Source organism: Pseudoflavonifractor capillosus (assembly GCF_016899775.1).
Taxonomy (GTDB): Bacteria; Bacillota; Clostridia; order Oscillospirales; family Oscillospiraceae; genus Lawsonibacter.
On the sequence record NZ_JACJJE010000001.1, the window covers coordinates 75,892 to 97,771 of the forward strand.

A 21,880-nucleotide genomic window follows, 5' to 3' on the forward strand; every position below is an offset into this window, starting at 1 on the left:
AGGAGGCTTGAAGATGTACTACTACAGCAAAAACAGCAGGCGGAAGATCGTTCATTCCGAGTGCTGCCATTTCCGCCGGATCTTGAACCCGGAAACTACTGGATACTTTCGGACCCTGGCAGAAGCGTACTCCTCCGGATACCGCCTATGTGCCCATTGTGATGCTTTATCTAAGCAGTACCGCAGGGAAGAGCAGGATCTGCAGGAGTACTGCCGTAACAATGGGCTCTCCGTCCACCTTGGTAAGCGTGGGATCTGGGTCCGCTCCCCCAGGAGCGAGTGGCGAATCATCGCGGATGATACCCGCGCCGGGAGCAAGCTCTACCACAAGAACGATCTGCACCCAGGCAAACGCTCCAGTGACTTGCTCTCCTCTTATCATGATCAGAAGGTGAGCTACTCAAAACTCCTAAAATATCTCGACTATATCGTCGAGCACGACTACTACCGGATGCTGAACCCCATCTATCCCGTCCAGCACAAGGCACCCCCGGTAAAGGGGACCAAGCGGTACCGCAAACAGCTTAAGCAGCAAAAGAAGAAAGCGCGCAAAGATGCTGTTCACAATGTGCTGACGCTGATCGATTCCCTTTCGGCGCCGCAAAGCAAGGCTGTTACCGCCTGATAGTAGGAGGTGTGTGCCACGATGAGCCAAAGCGTGAAAAAGCGATCCGCAAGCCATATCTACTATGGCGTAGACCGGAAAACCGGGGAATTGCGGTACATCGACAGTGTCCCAAGCGGCCTGAACTGCGAGTGTGACTGCGCGGCCTGTGGGAAGCAGCTGATGGCCAGGAAGGGCGATGAGCGCCGGCACCACTTTGCGCATGTCTCTAATTACGAGTGTATGTATGCAAGTGAGGTCGCGATCTATAAGGCGGTATCAGAGGAACTGGGGAAATCCCTGCGTTTGCTTCTCCCGCCAGTCACACTTCGGTTCCCTTCTTGGACTGAGGCTGAGGTAGTCAGAGGAGAGCAAACCGTGACGCTGGAGCAGGTCAGCTACTCCTGCGCGCCGCTTCAATATCCCCCTGAGTTATACCTCTCTGTTCGCGGCTCCAAATTGCGACTCCTTTTGGAGTTTGGTAAGTACTACTCCGAGGATGACCTGGCTGTGTTCTCCTCCGAAGCGGAAAAGGGTGGGTATTCCACTGTCCTGGTGCATCTCCCAGGTATTGAAAAAGAGGCAGAATTTACACCGAGCAAAATTAGGGATATACTGTTGTCGAGTTCCGGCGATAAGAAGTGGGTTCGGAGTGCTCTGGCAGATCACATGAGGAGCCTCATGCTGGAGAAAGCGGTTACCCCGGAAGAATGGGAACGCGGCTTCCTCTGCGAAGCCCACATAGGCCGATACAAGGGGAAATACTCGGCCAGATATGTTGATTGTGCGCACTGCCGCTTCAACTTGGCGAAGGCACCCAGTTGTCTGTGCACCGCGAAGAGCGGCGTTCAGAGTCTCGCGGACCTGACGTCGGACAAGGATGAATTATCTGCCAGAATGGATCAGATCCGCTCTGATAACGAGGCCTATATCGAAAGGCGGGAACTGGCTGAGCGTTCCTTCTCACAAAGGAATCGAGTTGTGGCAGCCAATACCCTCCGGCCAGATTCAAACCAGGTGGGCACCACGGTTTCTCAAGCTGCTCTTGCGGATGAAGCCAAGCGCATTGCTGCGGCTTTTGATCCTGATTCTCCAGAACAGACTCTCGACCGATTCGGACGCAGATGGCTCAAATGCGTTGAGTGTGGTCAAATTAAAGAGGCCTCTGACATGTCCGACTACGGCGGGCGTGCCATGGGGCCTAATCGTGGTATTTGCAGAGAGTGCTCAAGGGCTGGGACAAACTGACCTGATCCGAAAGGACGACACTCGGTAGAAAAGTGAGGGAACGATTAAAATGGAATATAACAAGGCCATCAATATGATGCAGATCGGTGACGATGTAGAGGGTTTTTACATCCTCAAAGGCGCCTACCCTAAGGTGGCCAGCAATGGGCGGCCCTTTCTTAACGCTACCCTGTCAGATAAGACCGGGGCAATCGAGGCTAAGGTGTGGGACTATCCTGGGCCCATCAATGGCTCTGACGAGGGCAAGGTCGTAAAAATCCGTGGCACAGTCTCGGAGTTCAGGGGAACTCCGCAGGTGACGATCGAGAAGATCCGCCTGGCTGTAGACAACGATCAGTATGATGTTTCCGCGCTGGTCCCTGTGGCGCCGATCGATACAGATGCGATGCTGAGTGAGGTCCGTGGGCTTCTCAACTCCATCGCCGATCCCGATTACCGACGAGTGGCGTTGGAGCTCCTGCGCCGGCATGAAGATGCTTTCAAGCGGATTCCCGCAGCCAAGAGTGTCCACCACGGTTTCCTCAATGGCCTGCTCATGCATACCGGGAATATGATGAAGATCGCGGATTTCCTCGCGGGCCTCTATGCTGATACCGTTGATCGCAGCCTACTGCTTGCGGGCACCTTCGCACATGACCTGCAGAAGGAGACGGAGTTCGTTTTCTCGGAGCTGGGCATGGTGACAGACTATTCAATGAAGGGTCAGCTCTTGGGCCACCTTGTTATGGGGGCCGAGGAAGTCGCTGAAATCTCAAAAAAATTGGACATTGATGGGGAGAAGGCCGTCCTTCTTCAGCATATGGTGCTCTCTCATCATGGCGAGCCGGAATTCGGCGCTGCTGTGAAGCCCATGTGCGCGGAAAGTGAGTTGCTCTCCTACATCGATATGATCGACAGCCGCATGGAGATCTATCGGGAAACGCTTGCGGGTATGGAGAACGGAGAGTTTAGTAACCGCATCTTTGCTTTAGATGGCCGCGTATATAAACACTCCATTACCTGAAAAGCAAATCTTGGTTTTGATGGAGACTCGAGGAGAGCTGAAATGGCTAAAATAGATGATTTTAATAGGGCGATCCAGAATATCGAACGCAATCAACAAATCATTAACTCTGCCACTCAGGCAGCGAAACTTGGGACCACCTATCTTCATCAAATACCAAGGGAGCTGCTGACTCCAAGTTATATTGATACAATTACAAATGCTCAAGCATCCATTTTGCAGGCCAATCAGTTGATAGGCCAATGTTTGAATACAAACACTTTTGCGGCAAGGATGCAGCAGGCAAGCCAGTTTACAATGCAAGACTATCACTATCTTGTAACTCAGATTCCACAAATGCTGGAAGCCAACAGAGCATTTGAAGCCGCACATAACTGTTTGATAAATCTGCCTACGGGGCTGGAAAAATTCAATACCCTCTATCAGAGCTGGTCAAGTTTAATACCTTGCCCAGCAACTGTGATCCTGCCGTCTATTGTCGAGCAGCAAGGCCTCATATATGACAGAGTTCGGGCTGTCTATATCAAGGAGCTATACAACGCAAATTGGTGCCCTTTTATTTACGAGGCTTGTGCAATATCTTTGGTTGAAGAGTTGAACGGAATAATTCTACACACTAGGCGCGGGTCAAAGAGCCGTCAGCAAAAAATTGACCAATTTGTGTTTAGGCATTTCGGTAAAAAGTATATCTCATGGCTCAAGAAGGAATGGAATAAGAGTTCGGTTCCCGTAAAGATCAGGCGCACGCTAAGGCATATCCTTGACGACTATGAGAAGCGTGAATACGCGGTAGTAGTCGTATCTCTTTCGACGATGTGGGAAGGCTTAATTGCGGATATGGCTAACTTGGAGGGCAAAGCTGGGCCCAAGCAACTCAAAGAAGCAGTCAAACAGTTTACAGAAGCCAATGACTATACAGATGCTATAGCACAGTACTATGACAATTTTGTTTTGTATCACTGCTATAATCCGGATCAGGTAAAGAGTGATTCGCCAGGCAGGCACTACTCCGCGCATGGCTGGTGGTATTCAAACTACCCGACCAAAAAAGCCGCGCTGAATGCTATCCTGTTCACAGATTTTCTGCTTGCGGTGAAGGCAGAGTTATGTTGAAATAAGACACAGATATACTTATAAAGGGGTTGGAGATACAGTATGCCGACGCTTGAATGGATAGGAAAAGAAAAGGTGGTAAACCACCATCAGGAAGTGCCATACCGGGTACTGGATCGCCAATACAGCTATGATGAAAACGGACGGCATACCGAGGACAACGGTAGCGAAAACATGATTATCCACGGTGATAATCTGGAGGCGCTGAAAGCCTTGCTGCCCCGATACGAGGGCAAGGTGAAGTGCATTTACATCGATCCGCCCTACAACACCGGCAACGAGGGGTGGGTATACAATGATAACGTCAATGACCCCAAGATCAAGAAGTGGCTGGGCGAAGTTGTCGGCAAAGAGGGCGAGGACCTTTCAAGGCACGACAAGTGGCTGTGCATGATGTATCCCCGCTTGAAGCTACTACAGCGGCTGTTAGCGGATGACGGAGCCATTTTTATCAGTATTGATGATAATGAACTATATAATCTTAAAGCCATCTGCGACGAAATCTTTGGGGCACGGAATTTTATTGCAAACATAGTCTGGCAAAAAACGTACTCTCCAAGAAATGATGCTCTCGGAATTCCTTACGAAACTGACAACATATTAGTTTATTCAAAAAGTGACACATGGCATCCCAATAAGTTGAAACGAACTGCTAAAATGGATGCTAGACATGACACCCCTGACAATGACCCAATTCCATGGCAGTCTGGAGATGTTTCTGCTGCCGGTGCAGCCGATCATCAGGGCATGGTCTATGCGATACAACAACCAATCACAGGTAAACTTATATACCCTGCGGCGGGACGGCATTGGAAGGATGAACAGTCCGTTGTGCTGGAACGAATGAACAAATGGGCGGTGTATGAATTAAGAGACATTAACGATAGTAATGTACGAGCTCAACTTTGTGGTATCTCTAAAGATGATGTGCGCCAAGACGTTATGGCAGTTATGCTGGCGCAGCCTATTGAAGAATCAGCTATTCAAGCAAAGAAACGATATCAGGAAGGAAACTGGCCGGAGTACTACTTCACAAGTAATGGTACTGGTGGAATTCGTTTCAAAAATCATATAAAACAAGATAGCGGGAAATTAGCCACTAATTTATGGTTATTTAACGATGTTGGGCACACAGATGAAGCCAAGAAGGAATTAAAATCTATTTTTAATGGCATAGCGCCGATTGAAACGCCGAAACCAAGCAGACTTTTGGAGCGTGTGATTCACATTGCTTCCGATCCTGATTCCATTATCCTCGACTCCTTTGCCGGTTCCGGCACCACTGCCCATGCTGTGCTGAATATGAACAAAGCCGACGGTGGAAACCGCAAATTCATCCTGGTGGAAATGATGGACTACGCCGACAGTATCACCGCAGAGCGCATCAAGCGGGTGATTGACGGCTACGGAGAGGGTAAAAAAGCCGTGGAAGGCACCGGCGGCAATTTCAGCTACTATGAGCTGGGACCTGTACTTCTGTTGCCGGATGGCAACCTCAACGAAGTAGTGGGAACGCAGAAAATCCGGGAATACGTCTACTATATGGAGACAAAAGAGCCCCTGCCCACCGCCCAGTCCGAGGACGAGTCCTACTTCATGGGCCTGTGCCGCAACACCGCTTATTACTTCTACTATGAGCGGGAAAGCGTTACCACGCTGGATTACACCTTTTTGACTACCATCCAGACTAAAGCCGAGGGCTATACCATCTACGCTGATCTATGTGCCATCCCACAGGAGACCCTTCGCAAGCACAACATCACATTTAAGAAGATCCCAAGGGATATTGCCCGTCTGTGAAGGAGCGTGAAGAAATGGAGTTGAAATCTTATCAAAAAGATGTCATTGCAGATCTTACACGCTACCTGGAGCTAGTGGTGGAGCTGCAAAGCCCGGCAAAAGCTTATCAGGTCCTATGGAACGAAAAGAATGTTCTGGTCGGCTATGGCGGTATGCCAAATTATGTGAATGTGCTCCCCGGCGTGCCCCATGTGTGTGCCAAGGTGCCCACCGGTGGCGGGAAGACCTATATTGCCGCCAGCTCCCTGCAGACGATTTTTGACGCCATGCCCCAGCGTCGGGCAAAGGCCGTTGTGTGGCTGGTGCCCTCCGAGGCCATTCTGACCCAGACCCGCAGGGCACTGGAAAATCCAGATCATCCCTACCGCCAGCGATTGGATGTGGATTTTGGTGGGCGGGTGCAGGTGTACTCCAAAGAACAGGCCCTCATGGGGCAGAACTTCACCCCCGCTGAGGTGACAGAACAGCTTTCCTTGTTTGTCCTCAGCTATGATTCCTTCCGCACCAGCAAGAAGGAGGGGCGCAAAGCCTATCAGGAGAATGGTTATCTGGCTGAGTTTGCCAAGTGGATGGATGATCCGTCCGTTCTGCTGGCCGATACTGATGAGACGGCACTGATCCAGGTGATCCGCTATCTGAATCCGGTAGTCATCGTAGACGAGAGCCATCATGCCACTTCGGATTTGAGCGTGGAAATGCTGCAAAACTTCAACCCCAGCTTTGTGTTTGACCTGACTGCCACACCAAAAAAGAAAAGTAATATCATCTCTTTTGTGGACGCTGCGCGGTTGAAAAAGGCCAACATGGTCAAGCTGCCGGTCATCGTCTACAACCGTAAATCCCAGGCCGATGTGTATGGGGATGCTATTGCCATTCGTGCCAAGCTGGAGGCACAGGCTAAGCGGGAGCAGGAAACCAGTGGGCGTTATATCCGCCCTATCGTTCTGTTCCAGGCACAGCCCCGCAACAAAGCGGACAGCACCACATACGAAAAGATCAAGAAAACGCTGGTGGATGGCGGTATCCCCGAAAAGGAAATCGCCATCAAAACTGGCGATAAGGATGAGCTGAAAAACGTGGACTTGCTGTCTCCAGCCTGCCCCATCCGGTACATCATCACCGTAAATGCCCTGAAAGAAGGCTGGGACTGTCCCTTCGCCTACGTTCTGGCCACGGTTGCCAACCGCACTTCCACCGTAGATGTGGAGCAGATTTTGGGACGCGTGCTTCGGCTGCCCTACACACAAAAGAACAGCAGTGAAGTGCTGAATCTCTCTTATGTCCTCACATCTTCCGCTGACTTTCATCAGACGCTAGAGAAGGTCGTGGCAGGACTGAACAGCGCAGGTTTCAGCAGCCGTGACTACCGGGCACAAGATGTGGATGTTCCCGTTATGGAGCCTCCAGCGCCGGGGCCGGAGCAGCTTTCTATGGTTCCGCCTCCCGCTGACGAACCAGATCTGCCGGAAGTAGACGGTTCGGATTTGAAGGCACGTTTTGAAGCGGCAACGCATGAGGCGGAGCGATCCGTGCAGGATGGAACGATGAAGTCCGACCCCATGCTGTCACGGGCCCTGCAACAGAACAAAACCTATGAGGACGAGATCAACCAGGCTGATAACACCGCCTTGAGCCAGGCTCCATCGGAGGTACGCGACAAGATGAATCAGTTCCGAATGAATGAGGAATTTGCAGATGAAGCTGCTGCCTTGCGCTTTCCCCAGTTTATGCTGGAGACTGGCCCCAGCCTGTTCTCTAAAGCTCACGAAACCCTGGAACTGGAACATTTGGAAGGTGGATTCTCTCTGCGTGACAAAGACGCTCATGTGGATTTCACGACGGTCAATGCCGAGATGGCGCGGGTGGATGTAGATGATAGCAAGGACAGTACCGCAAAGGCATGGCGGTTGTCCGGCGGGGACAGTGCCTTTTTCCGGGAGTGGTTCAACACCCAGCCATCGGGAAAGCGACTTTCATTGTGCAAAGGCATTATTAAACAAAAGCTGTCCAAGATGAACTGCGTCAATGACCGGGAGCTGGATGAGTACATTGACCGGGTGATTGGAACCATGAGCGAAGATCAGCTTTCCGAGCTGGAGCAGTCGCCTTATCCCTATGTCGTGAAGATTCAGGAGAAGGTGAAGGAACTGATTGCCCAGCATCGCTCCAGCGTCTTTGATACCTGGCTGGAGCAGGATAAGATTTCCTGCCTGCCCAACTATACGCTGCCTGCGGTGATCTCCCCAACGGAATTTACCTCGATGGTGCCAAAATCGCTCTATACCGCCGAAGAAGATATGAACGAATACGAGTTTAAGGTAGTGTGGGCACTGTCGGAGCTGGGCAACGTCAAGTGGTGGCACCGGAATATCTCCAGACTGGGCTTCCAGATCAACGGCCCCGTCCATGCTTACCCTGACATCATCGTAATGCTCCACAGTGGGAAGGTTCTGATGGTAGAGACCAAGGGAGACCATTTGGACAATGATGAATCCAGGGAGAAGGCCAAAATCGGTGACCAGTGGGCGAAATTGGCCGGAAAACAATACAAGTATTACATGGTGTTTGAGACTAAGCAGCCGAACTATCCGGGCGCATATTCTCTGGAAAGGTTCATGGAGATCGTGAGAGGCCTTTGATTGTTGGACACCTGATACCCCTTGAATTTAGTATGGCGGAGAGGAGACGATATAGTGAATGGTCAAGGAAAACTGCTGACGCATTTTCTGAAGAATGCGGACAAGCTGGTTATACCTGTCTATCAGAGAAATTACGACTGGAAGGAAGAACATTGCAAGAAACTCTATTCCGACCTCGTAAAGACAATCCGAGATAACAAGCGGTGGCATTTCTTCGGTGGTATTGTCTCCGTCAGCGATCCTATGGGGAGCAGTTCAGACTACCTCATTATTGACGGGCAACAGCGGATCACCACCGTTTCACTTCTCCTCTTGGCGATTGCAAATCTGATCAGGGCTGGCCTCGTTACCCCTAATGATCCGAACCTGTATGATGTCATCACGAAGAAATACCTCGTCGATGAAATCAATCCCAAACAGAGGAAGATGAAGCTGAAGCCCATCAAAGGGGATCAGGACGCCTATGACAGGCTCTGGGGCGACCCGTCTGAATACAATTTCAGCTCCCGGATCACGCAGAATTACCTCTTCTTCTATAATCAGATCCAGCGTGAGGACATCAGCGTAGATCAACTATTCGCGGCGGTGGAGAAGCTCCAGATCATCGACATCACTCTGACGCCGCCAGACGACGATCCGCAGCTGGTGTTTGAGAGCCTCAATTCGACTGGTCTTGATTTGAATGAGGGCGATAAGATCCGGAACTTCGTTCTCATGCGCCGGTCCATGGAGGAACAGGAGCAGTTCTATGATGACTACTGGAGCCCCATTGAAAAGAACGCCGGCTACGACAAGCAGACGAACTCCTATGACGTGAGCCCGTTTATCCGGGACTATCTGGGGATTAAAGAGCGGCGTCTGACCGCGATGAAGGAGATCTACCAGGAGTTCAAGGATTATGTCGAAAAGCGCGGCCAGATTGAGGACGTTCTTAAAGAGCTCCGGGACTATGCGAAGCGGTACAACAAGATCCGAGTTGGGAATCCGAACTTCCCACTTAAACTCCGGGCCTCGCTATATCGGCTGAACCGTTTCGAAAGCAGTGTTTGCAGGCCGTTCCTGATGGAAGTCTTCCGCCTTCAGGAGGAGGAAGTGCTTACCTTAGAGGATGTGGGTGCAGTCTGCCGCATTGTAGAGTCCTATCTGCTTCGCCGCCTCATCTGCGATTTGCCCTCCAACACCCAGAGCAAGGTATTCCTCACGCTCTGCAACGACATCAAGCGTCTCGATGGCACCTACGATGATTTCATCGAGAAACTGCGGTATGTTCTTGGAAACAAGAAGGAGAAGGCGGCCTTCCCAACAGATGAAGATTTTGCTGAGGGGCTTAAAAACAAGAACATCTACACGATGCCGGCCAGATATAAGGCATATATCTTTGAGCGCCTGGAAAATGGCGATAGCTCGGAGTACAAAGAGATCTATAATCGGCTGGACAGTGGTGAGTACACCATTGAGCATATCATGCCCCAGCATCTAACTCCCGCTTGGGCAAGTGAGCTTGGTGACGATGCTGAGAATATCCACGACCAATGGCTCCACCGGCTCGCAAACCTGACGCTGGCAGCCTCCTCTTACAATATCAGGTACAGCAATGCCTCCTTCCAGGAAAAAAAGACGATGAAAGACGGCTATCTGCAGAGCGGACTGAAAATGACCCAGCAGATCGCCAAAGCTGAGCATTGGGGCCTTCCAGAACTGGAGCAGCGGAGCAGCATGCTGGTAAATCAGTGCATTACCCTTTGGCCCAACAAGGATAGCACGTATGTCCCGCCACAGAAGCAGTATGACGAAATTGCGCTGGATGATGATGTCTCTTTGACGGGACGTCAACTGGTGAAGTATCGATTCCGTGGGATCGAACATGAAGCCACGACTTGGGTTGATATGTATGTCCAGGTACTGAAGGAACTTCACAATATCGACACAGCATATCTGAATTATCTCGCCGGCGCCGACGATAGCATCGATCTGGCCAGCCAATTCTCCAGGACAGAAGATGGGCTTGAGACGTCTGTACTGGTCGCCGAAGGTATCTACGTCAATACTGGAAGCTCCACGCAGCACAAGCTGAATATGCTGAGACGGCTGTTTGAGCATTATGATCAAGATCCCTCTGACTTGGTATTTTTCCTCAACGAGAAGAAGTACAGCGATGAGGAATCTTCTCTGCGTCATAAGGTGCGTAGAGAATACTGGTCGCAGGTCCTTCCTGCAATTCGTACCGAGACAGGCACTTTCAATTATGTCTCTCCGACCAAAAACAATTATATGTCCGGCTCCACGAATTGCCCTGGTGTCCAGCTATCTTGCGTGGCGAACTACGATCAAGCCCGTGTAGAAATCTATATCGATACCGGTGATGCAGGAAAGAACCAAATGATTTACGATGCGCTGAAAAGCCATCAATCCCAAATCGAGGCTGTCTATGGTCGGCCACTGAAATGGTACAACCAAGAAGGCACTCGTTCCTGCAAGGTGTTTGATGAACTGCTTGATGTCAGCGTGACGAACCATGATGACTGGCCTGCGATGATCAAATTCCACGTTGAGAAAGGGGCCAAGCTTCTCAAGGCCGTTACGCCATATCTGCCATGACGCTCGAAAGACTACGAGGGCGGCAGTTTGGAAAAGGCAGTCTAGCGCAGGAAATATTGGGGGAAGTAATATGAGTGCATCCTATCGTGTTGTTCGCCTATTGAGAAATCACTTGTACCCAACATATCAACTTCATGCTTATATGGCAAGCAAAAAAACTTCTCCACAAGACGGGTTGCGGTTAGCGGCTTTAATCACCATGAATTGGATTCGTCTTCGCTTAGGAGAACATGCTCCAGAACCTTTCACACATATTCCGGACCCAGTTGACTATTTGGACTGTGATGATAGCTGCCTGTTTTCCACCCATATCAATGAGGGCTATGTTATCGATATTGTCTCCCTCCCGGAACACGGTATGTGGACTATGCAGGTCACAGAGCCAGATCTCGGGTCAGATCCTGGGAATGATGAACAGGCTCGTCCCCCTGTGCCGGGGAGAGTTATTGAGACGAATGTTGCCTATAAGGTGACGGGCCAATCGCTCGAATGCGGATTTAAGACAGTGGTATCAGACCCAGACGGGACACGTGAGCAGGCCGAGGTGTATCGTCTGGCAATCATCCGTCAGCTTATCAGACATCCCGACTTTGGGCTGAAACAAATTGTTCCTATTCAGCACGAATTTGAAAGGATTGTTTCTGTTGACCAAATCAATACTTGCCGGAACCTTCTCAAGAATGAAGAAGCACATTTGCCATTAGTTGTTTTCTCGCAGATTAAGGCAGAGGCACATGTGCCATCGCTTGATGCCCTCGCACCCAGTGCATTCCTCCCAATGACATCGGTTCCTTTCCCGCTGCCGGAGGTACAAAATAGAAACATTGTGTTTTCTGATCCGCCATATGACTTGGTAACTATCGCAAAATATGGCGTCTCCTTATTTCGTACATACCTGCTTGATGAGACGGTTCGCGAGCGATTCAATCGTGATTTGAAGTGTGATATTCTCCCCGGCGACATCGCCGTTTTAGAGCCTTGCACCTTTGGCGCAGGAGTGCGAATCTATCCTTATAAGCCCAGCAAATCCCGGCAGGATGAAACTATGGTATCCCTGCAAGCGGAGATGTATCAGTACCCAAGAAACAAAGACATTTCATTTGGAAAACTTTCCTTTCTTTCTGCCGCTCGGGAGAACCTGATGCGCCTCACTGCTGAGAGTACGACCGAAGCGGCGACTCTCTCCAACCAGTGGGCCCAAAAAGTTAAACTTCTGGAGTCAAACTGGAATGCCTTGTTTCAAAGTCAGGAAGTTGAAAAAGCACGACTATTGGAACAGGTCTCCCGGCAGAAAAAGTATGCAGAGCAATTGGAGTTAGAAAAGCAGTCGCAACGCGATGGATTCGTCGAGACTCTTGAACAGTCGAGGCTGGAACTTGCTGCCCGTGATGCAGAAATTTCCTACCTGAAGCGGAAAATTGGCCAGCCAAAGAATCACAACGAAATTGCGTCCTGGGTAGAGAAAACCTTTACCAACAGGCTTATCCTACACCCCAGGGCTGTTGGCCTTCTCAACGAGAAATCCGCTCGAAACGTGAATATCGAGTTGATTTGTGATGCCCTGGACTTTCTGGCAACTGATTACTGGGATCGTCGCTATGCACGCATAACAACGGAGGAAATGCTTACTCGATGTTCACAAAAGTATGGGAGGCCCTTTGAAGTCAAGCCTACTGGCAACGCCACTATCGAATTCACACCGAGTGAGTATAAAATCAAATACTTCATCGATCCGAATGGGAATGAGGTTGACAGCAATCTGGAATACCACTTGCGGGTGGGAAATGACCCGGAAAGCCTTCTCAGAATCTATTTCCTGCATGATGATGAGAAAAAGCTGCTTGTTGTTGGGTCCCTACCGCATCATCTAAGGGCAGTTACCATTAAGTAGAACTGAAAAATGATTTCTTTATTTACCCCCCTATGCATTGAATAGTTTCCAAAGTTACGAACTATTTAGATATTTCGGAGAAAGGAGCATCTTCACTTGTCAAGTATAAAACAGAAATGCCTAAGCGTACTAAGAGTACTCGATGACTTGGACGGCCTTCAGAAAATCGCAGATTTTTCTCAAGAGATTCAATATTTCAAAAATCGTTTGGAGGACAATGAATTTCGCATCGCAGTAGTTGGGGAATATAGTTCGGGAAAATCAACTTTTATCAACGCACTCTTAGGACAGGATATTTTATCCCACGCCACGACGGAGACAACTGCGGCTATTACTCGCATCGTCAATACGGAGGAGAGTGACCCCAGAAGCCATACTGGAATCGTAACATTCCAGAACGGGAAAACGCTTGAGTTAGGGAACCTTAAGGAACTCCGTGAATACACCACAAAGAGCAGTTCACATTTTGACGTAATCAATGATATCAAAACAGTTGAGATTTTTATGCCGATTTTTCCCGCAAAGCATCAAGTGGTGTTCATTGATACGCCCGGACTGAACGGACTCGCAGAAGGGCATCGAGAGCGGACGGTTGAACTGGTTCAGCAAGCTCATGCATGTATTTATCTTCTTCAATTACGCGGGCTGAGTGACAGTGACGTAAATTTTATTCGCTACCTATCACATTATCAAAAAAATTTTATATTTGTTCAGAATTTCATCGACGAGTTAAGTCGCATAGAGGGGGACGATCTTGCCGATAAACTATCAGAACAGAAGAAGATACTAGACAACGATGTATTTTCTTCCGATGATCATGTACGCTACTCGATTTGCGGTATATCCGCACTCATGGCTCTAACTTATGCCGACAATAGCATCCAGAGGCTATATGACAGTAGCCCCTTGCTTACTGACGAGACGCGGGAACAGTTATACGAGGCGTCCCATTTCGAGGAATTCCGCACTATCCTATCAGAGACATTCCAGGATCAAAATCTTGAGAAATTACAGTTTGGGGATACGGCTTTGGCCCTTGAGCAATGGTTGGGAAGCCTATTGGAGCGCGTAAAGCGTAGAGAGAATCTAGCGCTTGAGGTTTATCATAGCAGCAAAGAAGGCCGACATGCGGAAAAAATGATTCGCCTACGCGAAAAAGTTCTGGCCAGCAAGAGCCAGCAAGAGGAGTATCTTGGTAATTTTATAATCACCAGTTGCGAAGGTATACGCCGGGAGGAAACTGAGTCTTTGCACCAGACTTTGACGGAGTCTTATGAAGTAATCGCCGACGAAATCAATGTTCATAAACGTGTTGAGGATTTGGAAAACTGGAGCGAATCTCTTGGAGAATACCTGCAAAGTAAATTGGAGGGGTTGCTTTATGATTGGAGAGAAAAATATATCTACAAAATACAAGTGCTCTATGAACGGATTCGCGAAAGAGTCGAGGAATACAGCGGAATTAAGGCAGAAACTGTATCGTTTGAAGGTATAGATATTTATTTACCGGAACGAAAAATAGAGAAATTCCAACAGCAGGAGGATCAAATCAAGAAACTCAGAAATCAAATTACAGCGGAGTCAAAGAAGATCGAGGAATATGACCGCGATCAGCTAAAGGCACAGGTTGAGGTAGAAAGTCAAGAACGTGAGGCAGAACGGCTACTCGGTCAGAGACAACGGGCTGAGCGGGAGAAAGCAGCTCAGGTTCAGCGACTCGGCACACGGCCCCGTGCCGAGGAACGGACGGAGTATTACACAGACCTCGTATATCGAGGTGGCTGGGGTATCTTAGACCGGCTGTTCGGCCCTAAAGAAGTTACACGCTCCAAAATTGTTAGGGATGACAGCGCCGGGCAAGCATGGGATCGGGAGAAGGCAAAAATTCAAAATACATTCATCGGAACGATTGCCAACCTTGAAAGGCAAAGAAATGCTGCACTCCGGGCCGCAGAACGCGCTAAGGGAGATACAACTGCTGCTGTACAGCGAAGGGAAATGGCGAGGAATCGAGTGAACGAGCTGGAGGAGAAGATTAAATGGGAGAAGAAAGTCCTTGAGGAGAATAAGAAAAAAGCAGCAGCAGAATTCTTGGCTTTTTACAAAAGAAACCTGTGTAAGCAGGTAAAGGACTATCTCATCTGCGGTGATAGCAGTGTCCTTAATCAGATGATAGAGGGCATAAAAGAAGAACTACTACATGTTCGAAAAGATTTTATCCCTTGGGCAATTCAACTCTTTGAACAGGCACTCAATCAGAAATTGGCGTGGATCGAACAAGTACGTCTGCAGAATAGCCCAACAATATTTCAGGAGACACAAGAATGGAGCAATTTGCGAAGTCGAGTGGAGAACTTGCGGCAAGAAGTGGAGGAGATTCTGTGAACAATAGATATAAGGAACAGTACGATCAACGGAAAGAAAGTGTCTTGACATTTCTAAACAACTGCATCCAGCAACTGAGAGATTGGGGGCAAGAAGAGGACGCAGTACCACTGATAAAATTGTGTGATAATGTGTCTGAAGGATTGTTTAGCATTGTTCTAGTAGGGGAATTCAGCGCGGGCAAGTCTACATTTTTGAATGCGATGATGCACAAACGAATTTTACCTTCTTTTACCAGCGAGACAACTTCTACTGTTAATTTTTTACGTCACACCGATCAGGCAACTGAAGGTGCGACGGGGAGAGTCTTCTTTCGTGACGGCAGGATTGAAAACCTCCATGACTTAGAGCGCGCAACCTTAGAGCGTTTTGTAAGTACAAATGGGGATAACGGGGATAAGACTGTTGCGGAAGCCATCGATCATGTCGATTTATTCTTGGATTCAGAGTTTTTGAAAAATGGAGTTATGTTGGTTGACAGTCCCGGCCTAAACGGTATGAGAGAGTATCATAGGGAAATCACAGAACAGCAGATTAAAGCTTCTCATGCTTGCATTTTCATGTTCCGCGCTGAACAGCCGGGTTCCAAAACTGAATTTGACACGCTACATCAACTGAAAAATCAGTCTAACAACATCTTTTTTGTGATGAACAAAATTGACGCTATCCGTAGTAGCGAGAACCAAACAGTAGATGGCGTAATCCAAAATCTTCGGCAGACCTATCAGCAACAGTTCCCTGATGAAAGGGAGCTCCCTAAAATATGGCCAGTTTCATCGCTTGCAGCGCTGGTAGCTCGTGATTCTGAGGAAACAGAGTACTTGGGTAACGAGATAGTCACAACGCAGGAGCGCCGGGATGAGCTGGAGGCTTTCTCGCGGATGGGCGCATTTGAGGATCGGCTCTGGAAGTATTTAACTGAGGGGGAAAGATCCAGAGATCAGCTTTGTGGTCCGGTTTCTGCCGCTGTGACACAAATAGTGCAAGGTCGCGATTTTTTTGATACCCAGATTCAGCTTCTGCAGGATCAGACAAATGCGGAGGAGCTGCGCAAGCAGAAAGAAGATCTGGAAGAAAACTTGAACCAACTCAAAAAGAATCGAAAATCCATCTCACCTGCCCTGAACCAAAAAGTCAGTATCTGTATTCGCAACCAAGAAGAATGCGTTGGTCGGCAGATGGATGCTGTTCGCCAAAGCATCGAGAGCCAACTGAATGCCAGTGTGCTCCCCGAGGACTTTGAATCCGTAGTTGAAAATCTGCCATCCTTCTTAGATTCGAAATTTACCAGATTAGGCAAAAGTGTGGATGATGCCTTGAGACGAGAACTTATGAACGCTGCAGAGGAAGAATATGAGGCATATGTCCAAGATATGGAAGAACAGTTGGATTCCGTGTCAGGTGATCGAGGATTTAAGTTTGTGTCCCCGAAGATTCACTTAGATAATATGTCCATCGGTGTGAATCTCGAAAAATTCGATGCTGATTGCAAATGCTTGCAGGATCAAATCAACGACTTGGAACAGCAGAAAGAGCAAGCAGAAGTAAGTGCTATCCAGGCCCGCCGCATGGAGCGGAAGTTACAGGAAAAGCAGGAGGAACTGAAAGATCTCCGCCAGAGCAAACAATTCATTCAAGAGAATTTTGTCGCTCCTGAGGCAGTCACTCGTTCCAAAGAAGTAGATGCCAGCCACTGGCGGAGTGGTGTACTGGGAATGGTTGGTAACTTGCTGTTTGGAAAAAAACAGGCCACACGATGGACCGACTATATTGACACTAGCGCAAGAGACGAGGCAGTTGAACAGCACCGGAAGCGGCTTACAGAGGTAGACGAGGAAATCCGACGAATCAAAGAGGAACAGCAAAATATGCCAAAGCCTCAGGAGAGCAGCGAAGAACAGGAGCTTAAATTCCGCCGTGCCCAGGAAAAGCTAAAAAAGCGTGAGGAAGAGTTACGAAAGTTGCAGGAGACGCATCTTAAAGACATCGCGCAAAAGACAAGAAGGGCATGCAAGCGGTGGCGAAGGGATATTCTCGAGCAAGTTGATCAAACAATTTATGAAGTGCAGGATACAGTCAAGCAGTACCTTGTTGATAAAAAGAAAGATTATTTGCACGCCGTTCGTGATCTTGTAAATACTAGCTTGGATCAAGAAATCGCCTCTGCTCAGAGAAAGTTGGATGATATAATGGAGGTACTGCAAAGTGAGGGCGAGGATCGCGAGCGCCAATTGGAAAAATACCAGTGTTGGAAGGAACAGGCAAAATCGCTGATTGATGAAGGTACTGCTCTGTGTGCAATGCTGAAAGAGGCGATGGATGATCATGTAGAGCAGGAGGCACTGTGATATGGAGAAACAGTTTCAAGCTCTGTTTGCGACGGTTGATACATTGGATTGGCAAGAACGCAGGCGGTCTTTGCGCGTTATTCAAGAAAACTATGAAAAATCGCAATACTTTGTCGCCTTCATTGGGCAGTTCTCTGCTGGTAAATCCTATCTAATCAATAATGTATTGGGTCGGACGATTCTGCCCACTGGGATTCAAGAGACTACACCGTTACTGACCTATATCCGCTACGGGTCTAAGGAAAAAGCACGGCTCCACTATTTGGATGGAGCCATTCGCGAAATTCCCCTAGTTGAGGTGAAATCTCTCGTACAGAATGGCAGTCAGTGGGACTTGATAGAACTAGACTACCTAGAAGTTTTTCTACCGGATGAATTGCTTGCCAGGGGTCTTATTCTCCTGGATACCCCTGGTAGCAATACCGTCATTCAGAGGCACCAGCAACTGTTAGCCCGTTCAATGGACCTGGCAGCGCGGATTGTCTATGTGACGGGACAGGCTCTCCACGCGACAGACACTGAGCTGTTGCAGACATTGAAAGCCCGCGGAAAAGAGATAGCCGTTGTTCGCACCCACTGTGACGAGATAAGATCCAGCGAAGAAACGCTAGAAGATGTAGTTCGGAGCGATTTAGGTGTATTAAACAAGATTGGCATACCAAACGCTGATTGCTTTCATGTATCCAATCTACAGACTGCGAAGGAGTTTCAAGCGATTCAAAGTTTACGCAATTTCCTCACGAAGGTTGGAATGTCGATCAGTTCTGAACTTGAAAAGGCTACTCTGTTTCAGCTGGAAGAGATGAGGAAAGACTGTACTGAGGCTTTGAAGAAACGGAGAGATGCGCTTCAGGAGGCCAAAGAAGGAAATGAACGGGATCGAGTTGAAAAACTCCGACTGTCCAGTCAAAGGATTGCAGACTTTGAGACGAAAATCGAGGAGCGTCGTCAGCGACTGGATGATGACCTCAGACACTGTTCTGGCGAACTCCAGGGCCGGGTTACCCACAAGGCCTATATGCTCCTGGAAGATGCAGTGGATCAGATAGAAAACTGTCCAGAAAACATCCAGGATACAAATAGCATGCGGAACTTGATGGACAAGGTTTCTGAACAACTGTTCTCGCAAGTGATAGCGGAAATAAACCTTGCCGTCGATCCCCTGTTGAGTGGAATTCAGGATGATTTCAAGGTACACGAACTATCTCTGAAAGATATAGACATTCCAGCTCCAGATTCTTTTTTGGAGTTGATTCACCAACAAGATTACGAGGCAGAATTGTTAAGAGACAAGTTGAATGCACTGTGCGCGAATAGGGATGAACTCAGCGAAAAACTGGAGCAGATGGATGGTTCTCCCGAATACAAGCAACTCCAAGCAAGCCTACGTGAACTGGAGGAGGCAATTGTAGCGAGCAAAAGTCAGTACGATGCTAAAGTGCAGTATACACCCAGGCTGATAGCTGTGGAAGACGGAAAAGCGCAGCCGTCTGAAATCGCACGAACTATTGGGGGCATTGCAGACTGGGCACTCTTGTTGATTCCAGGCGGTGCCATTGGCGGTGCAATAAAAGGAATGGCCAATGTACCAGGTGTTGTGGGTAATCTTGCGAAAGCCATCGGAACCAGCGAGAAAGCACTCTCCATCATCAATAAAGGGGATGCTCTAAAAGATACCATTTTTGCCCTGCAGAATATGAGCAAAACTTATAAGACCGCAGGGAGAATATCTAAAGCGACCAACATGATTAACAAAGTGGCGACCGGGGCTGAGACGGCTGTTGCTCTTAAAAAGGCAGCAGCTGGCAGTGGAGTGCCTTCTTCCTTTCTGGATTATTTTACAATTCAGTATTGGGCAGAGCAGGTTGGCAAGAAATTTGACCGGCCTCCCAAGCTGGAAGTAGATCAGGAATACGAGCGGCAGTATCTTGATGAGACAGCTAAAATCAGGAAAGAGCTAATCAATCGTCAGAATCTTCTCTACCAAGAAAGAGTCCGTCTGAAGGCTTTTGAGAGTGAAAAAGAACGCCTGCAGGCTGAGTTGGCTACCAGGGAAGTGAATGAGCAGGCAGTACGCACTGAGTTGGCAAAGCGAGAGCAGCAGATGAAGGAATGTGCCCAAAAGAAAGCGCTGGCAGATTGGAGAAGAAACTGTAGCCTCTGGTATCGCAACCAGGCTTCCGTTCAGTTGGATCAAATGATGAAGGAAACCATGAGTACATTAAAAGAGCGGCTACACCAGTATCAGGACGTTGGCCTTCAAAAAATCCTCAACCGTCTTGATGAAGAGCGGAAAATTTACCAAGAGCTAGGCAATGACACTGTCCCCGCAGAGGAACTGGAACAGGTGACTTCCCTCCTACAGCAGCTGCAGGAGGCATTCTCATGACAGAGCGTGGACAGCAAGCGGTGCCCGATTGGGTGGTGATAGGAGACGGCTCTCGCTACGAGTTTCTGCGCTGGATTTTGGGAGATAAGGATATAGATGTTCTGCGCAAACTGACAATATGGCTTCAGTATGGAAATCAGTATTCCCAGCGCACGGATGGAGAGACCTGCTGGCTAAAGAGTCGCCGGATGTTGCCTGGAACATCGTGCTATTTCCCAAGCTTTCTGGATGAAGAGTGTTCTCTGAATTTCAAAGTTAATACTGTCTCTGAAACAAGATTCCTCGTTTTCGAAGAGTTTCCATTCCAAAAAGAAAAAACTGTTCAGTGGATCGACAGTATTCGCAGGGAGAAGGGTGTTGATGCTTCGATTGTAGTTGTCTTGGTGGATCTTCCACGCCGATATGGGAGTACCGATATTGAACACTTTGATCCGCAGGAGAGAATCGATATCGTGCGTTTCCATTATGAACAAGCAGAAAAACTTCCGGTTGCGGTCATCGTTGCACGATCTCAGTCAGACGTTATTCCGATCCTAAGTTGGCGAGAATCTCTCGGAAGAAAGTGGTTCCGGAAGGCGATCAATGAGTTACTAGAACTGAAGGAACTTGTGGCCGACTTCGAATTTGACTATAAAGAAACGTGTTTTGAGTTCGAACTTGGGAATGCTTTCCTATCGCTTGATACCAAGCAAGAGGTTTTCTCTCTTTCTACCACTGAACGATATAAAAAGCCAACTCTTTGGGAGAATTATACGGAAGCCATACTAGCGAAAGCCTTCCCGAGCAAACGTCTGAGCGGACTGTTTCCTGCAGTCGATTTGTATTGCGAAGTCTTTGACAACTCCCCTCTCGCAGTTTGGAACAAAACAAAGGATCGAGAGACTTGTATACAGGAACTAAAAGAGGCACTACGTGAAAAACTCATGATGAATCAGGGATTGTACCAAGTCCCTTCAGCTTCGTTGCCATCGCCTTTTGTTGGCGGTGGTGAACTGGAGCACGAGTTGTGGAACCTTGTAAAGGAATTCGTTGAAGATGACATTCCGAAGATATTAAAGCATCGTTTGAATGAAAAGTACAAAAAGTTAGAGGTGACCCTTGTATGAAGAAAGAGGCTGTTTACTACCCTCTGGCAGTGTTATTTTCACTATCTGGCCTTGTGGCGGCTATTTCGTGTTCGGAGCAGATACTCCGCTTAAGTCTGGGGATAGGCGGGAGTATTCTTGGAGGGCTCTTTCTTTGGCTCGGTGTAGCCCATACGAAAAACGTTTTGGAAAACAAATGGCGGCAACTTTGTGGCCAAAAGAACGAGAACCTCAAAATATTGAGCAGTGACTTTCGAGACTTAAAGGACACTCTAACCGTCTTGAATCAGTCAATGGAAACATTTCATCAGGAAGACAGAAAGGCGATGGAGGCTATCATGAAGGGATTTGATGTCATGCAAGCATCTATCACCGAGTGCATCGATCAGAAATGTAAAGACCTACTGGCTGTGATTGATTCTAATCAGAAGCAAAATAGCGAATTTCAAAATGGGCTGATAGAAGAGATTATCGATATCAATCAGTTGTTAAAAGCCGGGAACGATCATGTGGAGCAGATATCTGAGGCACTTGGACGATTGACCGATCTCTCCGAAAGGCTGAAAGAGATTAAGGCCGGACAGAGCGGGATGGTAAAGCGTTTGGAGAATGCACTCGATGATGCTACAGATGAACTATCAGATAATTTCCTAGCCCTCAAACAAGCTATCCAAGATCAAGCAGATGTCTATCGCGAGGCGTTGAAAACATACTCTGATGTTACAGCTCAAGATGCAGAGATACTAAAGGGATTTATGAATCGAAGTGAGATTTGAG

Annotated in this window: 13 protein-coding genes and 1 pseudogene; all 14 read left to right on the plus strand. The window is 48.3% G+C overall.

Translation table 11 applies throughout. The annotated features are described in order from the left end of the window. Nucleotides 1-13: 13 nt before the first annotated feature. The 14 genes and pseudogenes from H6B31_RS00385 (at nucleotide 14) to H6B31_RS00445 (ending at nucleotide 21,879) form a co-directional block, all read left to right on the plus strand. Nucleotides 14-625: a hypothetical protein gene (locus H6B31_RS00385; RefSeq protein WP_204896696.1), complete on the plus strand. Its 612-nt coding sequence runs from the start codon at nucleotides 14-16 to the stop codon at nucleotides 623-625. A gap of 21 nt (nucleotides 626-646) precedes the next feature. After that, nucleotides 647-841: pseudogene (locus H6B31_RS17885) on the plus strand (competence protein CoiA family protein); the annotation flags it as partial. 141 nt (nucleotides 842-982) lie between these two features. Then, complete coding sequence (locus H6B31_RS00390) at nucleotides 983-1,852, plus strand: hypothetical protein (RefSeq protein WP_204896697.1); 870 nt, start codon at nucleotides 983-985, stop codon at nucleotides 1,850-1,852. Between the two features lie 49 nt (nucleotides 1,853-1,901). Then, a complete protein-coding gene (locus tag H6B31_RS00395; RefSeq protein ID WP_204896698.1) occupies nucleotides 1,902-2,855 on the plus strand; it encodes a 3'-5' exoribonuclease YhaM family protein in 954 nt (317 codons plus the stop codon). Between the two features lie 42 nt (nucleotides 2,856-2,897). Then, on the plus strand, nucleotides 2,898-3,968 hold the full coding sequence (locus H6B31_RS00400; protein ID WP_204896699.1) for a hypothetical protein: 1,071 nt from the start codon (nucleotides 2,898-2,900) through the stop codon (nucleotides 3,966-3,968). Nucleotides 3,969-4,010: 42 nt separating this feature from the next. Next, nucleotides 4,011-5,768 carry a site-specific DNA-methyltransferase gene (locus H6B31_RS00405; protein ID WP_204896700.1) on the plus strand — a complete coding sequence of 586 codons (1,758 nt, stop codon included), beginning with the start codon at nucleotides 4,011-4,013 and terminating at the stop codon, nucleotides 5,766-5,768. Nucleotides 5,769-5,782: 14 nt separating this feature from the next. Then, nucleotides 5,783-8,407, plus strand: a complete 2,625-nt coding sequence (locus H6B31_RS00410; protein WP_204896701.1) for a DEAD/DEAH box helicase — start codon at nucleotides 5,783-5,785, stop codon at nucleotides 8,405-8,407. Between the two features lie 54 nt (nucleotides 8,408-8,461). Then, nucleotides 8,462-11,005 (plus strand): DUF4268 domain-containing protein, encoded by a 2,544-nt coding sequence (locus H6B31_RS00415; RefSeq protein ID WP_204896702.1) that lies wholly within the window; start codon nucleotides 8,462-8,464, stop codon nucleotides 11,003-11,005. 142 nt (nucleotides 11,006-11,147) lie between these two features. Next, nucleotides 11,148-12,896 carry a hypothetical protein gene (locus H6B31_RS00420; protein ID WP_204896703.1) on the plus strand — a complete coding sequence of 583 codons (1,749 nt, stop codon included), beginning with the start codon at nucleotides 11,148-11,150 and terminating at the stop codon, nucleotides 12,894-12,896. A gap of 147 nt (nucleotides 12,897-13,043) precedes the next feature. Next, nucleotides 13,044-15,281 (plus strand): dynamin family protein, encoded by a 2,238-nt coding sequence (locus tag H6B31_RS00425; protein ID WP_204896704.1) that lies wholly within the window; start codon nucleotides 13,044-13,046, stop codon nucleotides 15,279-15,281. Then, complete coding sequence (locus tag H6B31_RS00430) at nucleotides 15,221-17,629, plus strand: dynamin family protein (RefSeq protein WP_204896705.1); 2,409 nt, start codon at nucleotides 15,221-15,223, stop codon at nucleotides 17,627-17,629. The genes H6B31_RS00425 and H6B31_RS00430 overlap by 61 nt, the downstream gene beginning before the upstream one ends. A 1-nt stretch (nucleotide 17,630) precedes the next feature. Beyond that, nucleotides 17,631-20,018, plus strand: coding sequence for a dynamin family protein (locus tag H6B31_RS00435; RefSeq protein WP_204896706.1), 2,388 nt, complete (start codon nucleotides 17,631-17,633; stop codon nucleotides 20,016-20,018). Further along, entirely contained in the window at nucleotides 20,015-21,124 is a 1,110-nt protein-coding gene (locus H6B31_RS00440; protein ID WP_204896707.1) for a hypothetical protein, read from the plus strand. Before H6B31_RS00435 ends, H6B31_RS00440 begins: the two co-directional genes overlap by 4 nt. Next, nucleotides 21,121-21,879 (plus strand): hypothetical protein, encoded by a 759-nt coding sequence (locus H6B31_RS00445; RefSeq protein WP_204896708.1) that lies wholly within the window; start codon nucleotides 21,121-21,123, stop codon nucleotides 21,877-21,879. Before H6B31_RS00440 ends, H6B31_RS00445 begins: the two co-directional genes overlap by 4 nt. Nucleotide 21,880 lies beyond the last annotated feature (1 nt).

What these genes read in the sequence shown, in the direction of transcription:
- H6B31_RS00400 (WP_204896699.1), top strand. Translation starts at nt 2,898, where the DNA reads ATGGCTAAAATAGATGATTTTAATAGGGCGATCCAGAATATCGAACGC.
- H6B31_RS00385 (WP_204896696.1), top strand. Translation starts at nt 14, where the DNA reads ATGTACTACTACAGCAAAAACAGCAGGCGGAAGATCGTTCATTCCGAG.
- H6B31_RS00445 (WP_204896708.1), top strand. Translation starts at nt 21,121, where the DNA reads ATGAAGAAAGAGGCTGTTTACTACCCTCTGGCAGTGTTATTTTCACTA.
- H6B31_RS00430 (WP_204896705.1), top strand. Translation starts at nt 15,221, where the DNA reads ATGGAGCAATTTGCGAAGTCGAGTGGAGAACTTGCGGCAAGAAGTGGA.
- H6B31_RS00420 (WP_204896703.1), top strand. Translation starts at nt 11,148, where the DNA reads ATGGCAAGCAAAAAAACTTCTCCACAAGACGGGTTGCGGTTAGCGGCT.
- H6B31_RS00395 (WP_204896698.1), top strand. Translation starts at nt 1,902, where the DNA reads ATGGAATATAACAAGGCCATCAATATGATGCAGATCGGTGACGATGTA.
- H6B31_RS00405 (WP_204896700.1), top strand. Translation starts at nt 4,011, where the DNA reads ATGCCGACGCTTGAATGGATAGGAAAAGAAAAGGTGGTAAACCACCAT.
- H6B31_RS00410 (WP_204896701.1), top strand. Translation starts at nt 5,783, where the DNA reads ATGGAGTTGAAATCTTATCAAAAAGATGTCATTGCAGATCTTACACGC.
- H6B31_RS00440 (WP_204896707.1), top strand. Translation starts at nt 20,015, where the DNA reads ATGACAGAGCGTGGACAGCAAGCGGTGCCCGATTGGGTGGTGATAGGA.
- H6B31_RS00435 (WP_204896706.1), top strand. Translation starts at nt 17,631, where the DNA reads ATGGAGAAACAGTTTCAAGCTCTGTTTGCGACGGTTGATACATTGGAT.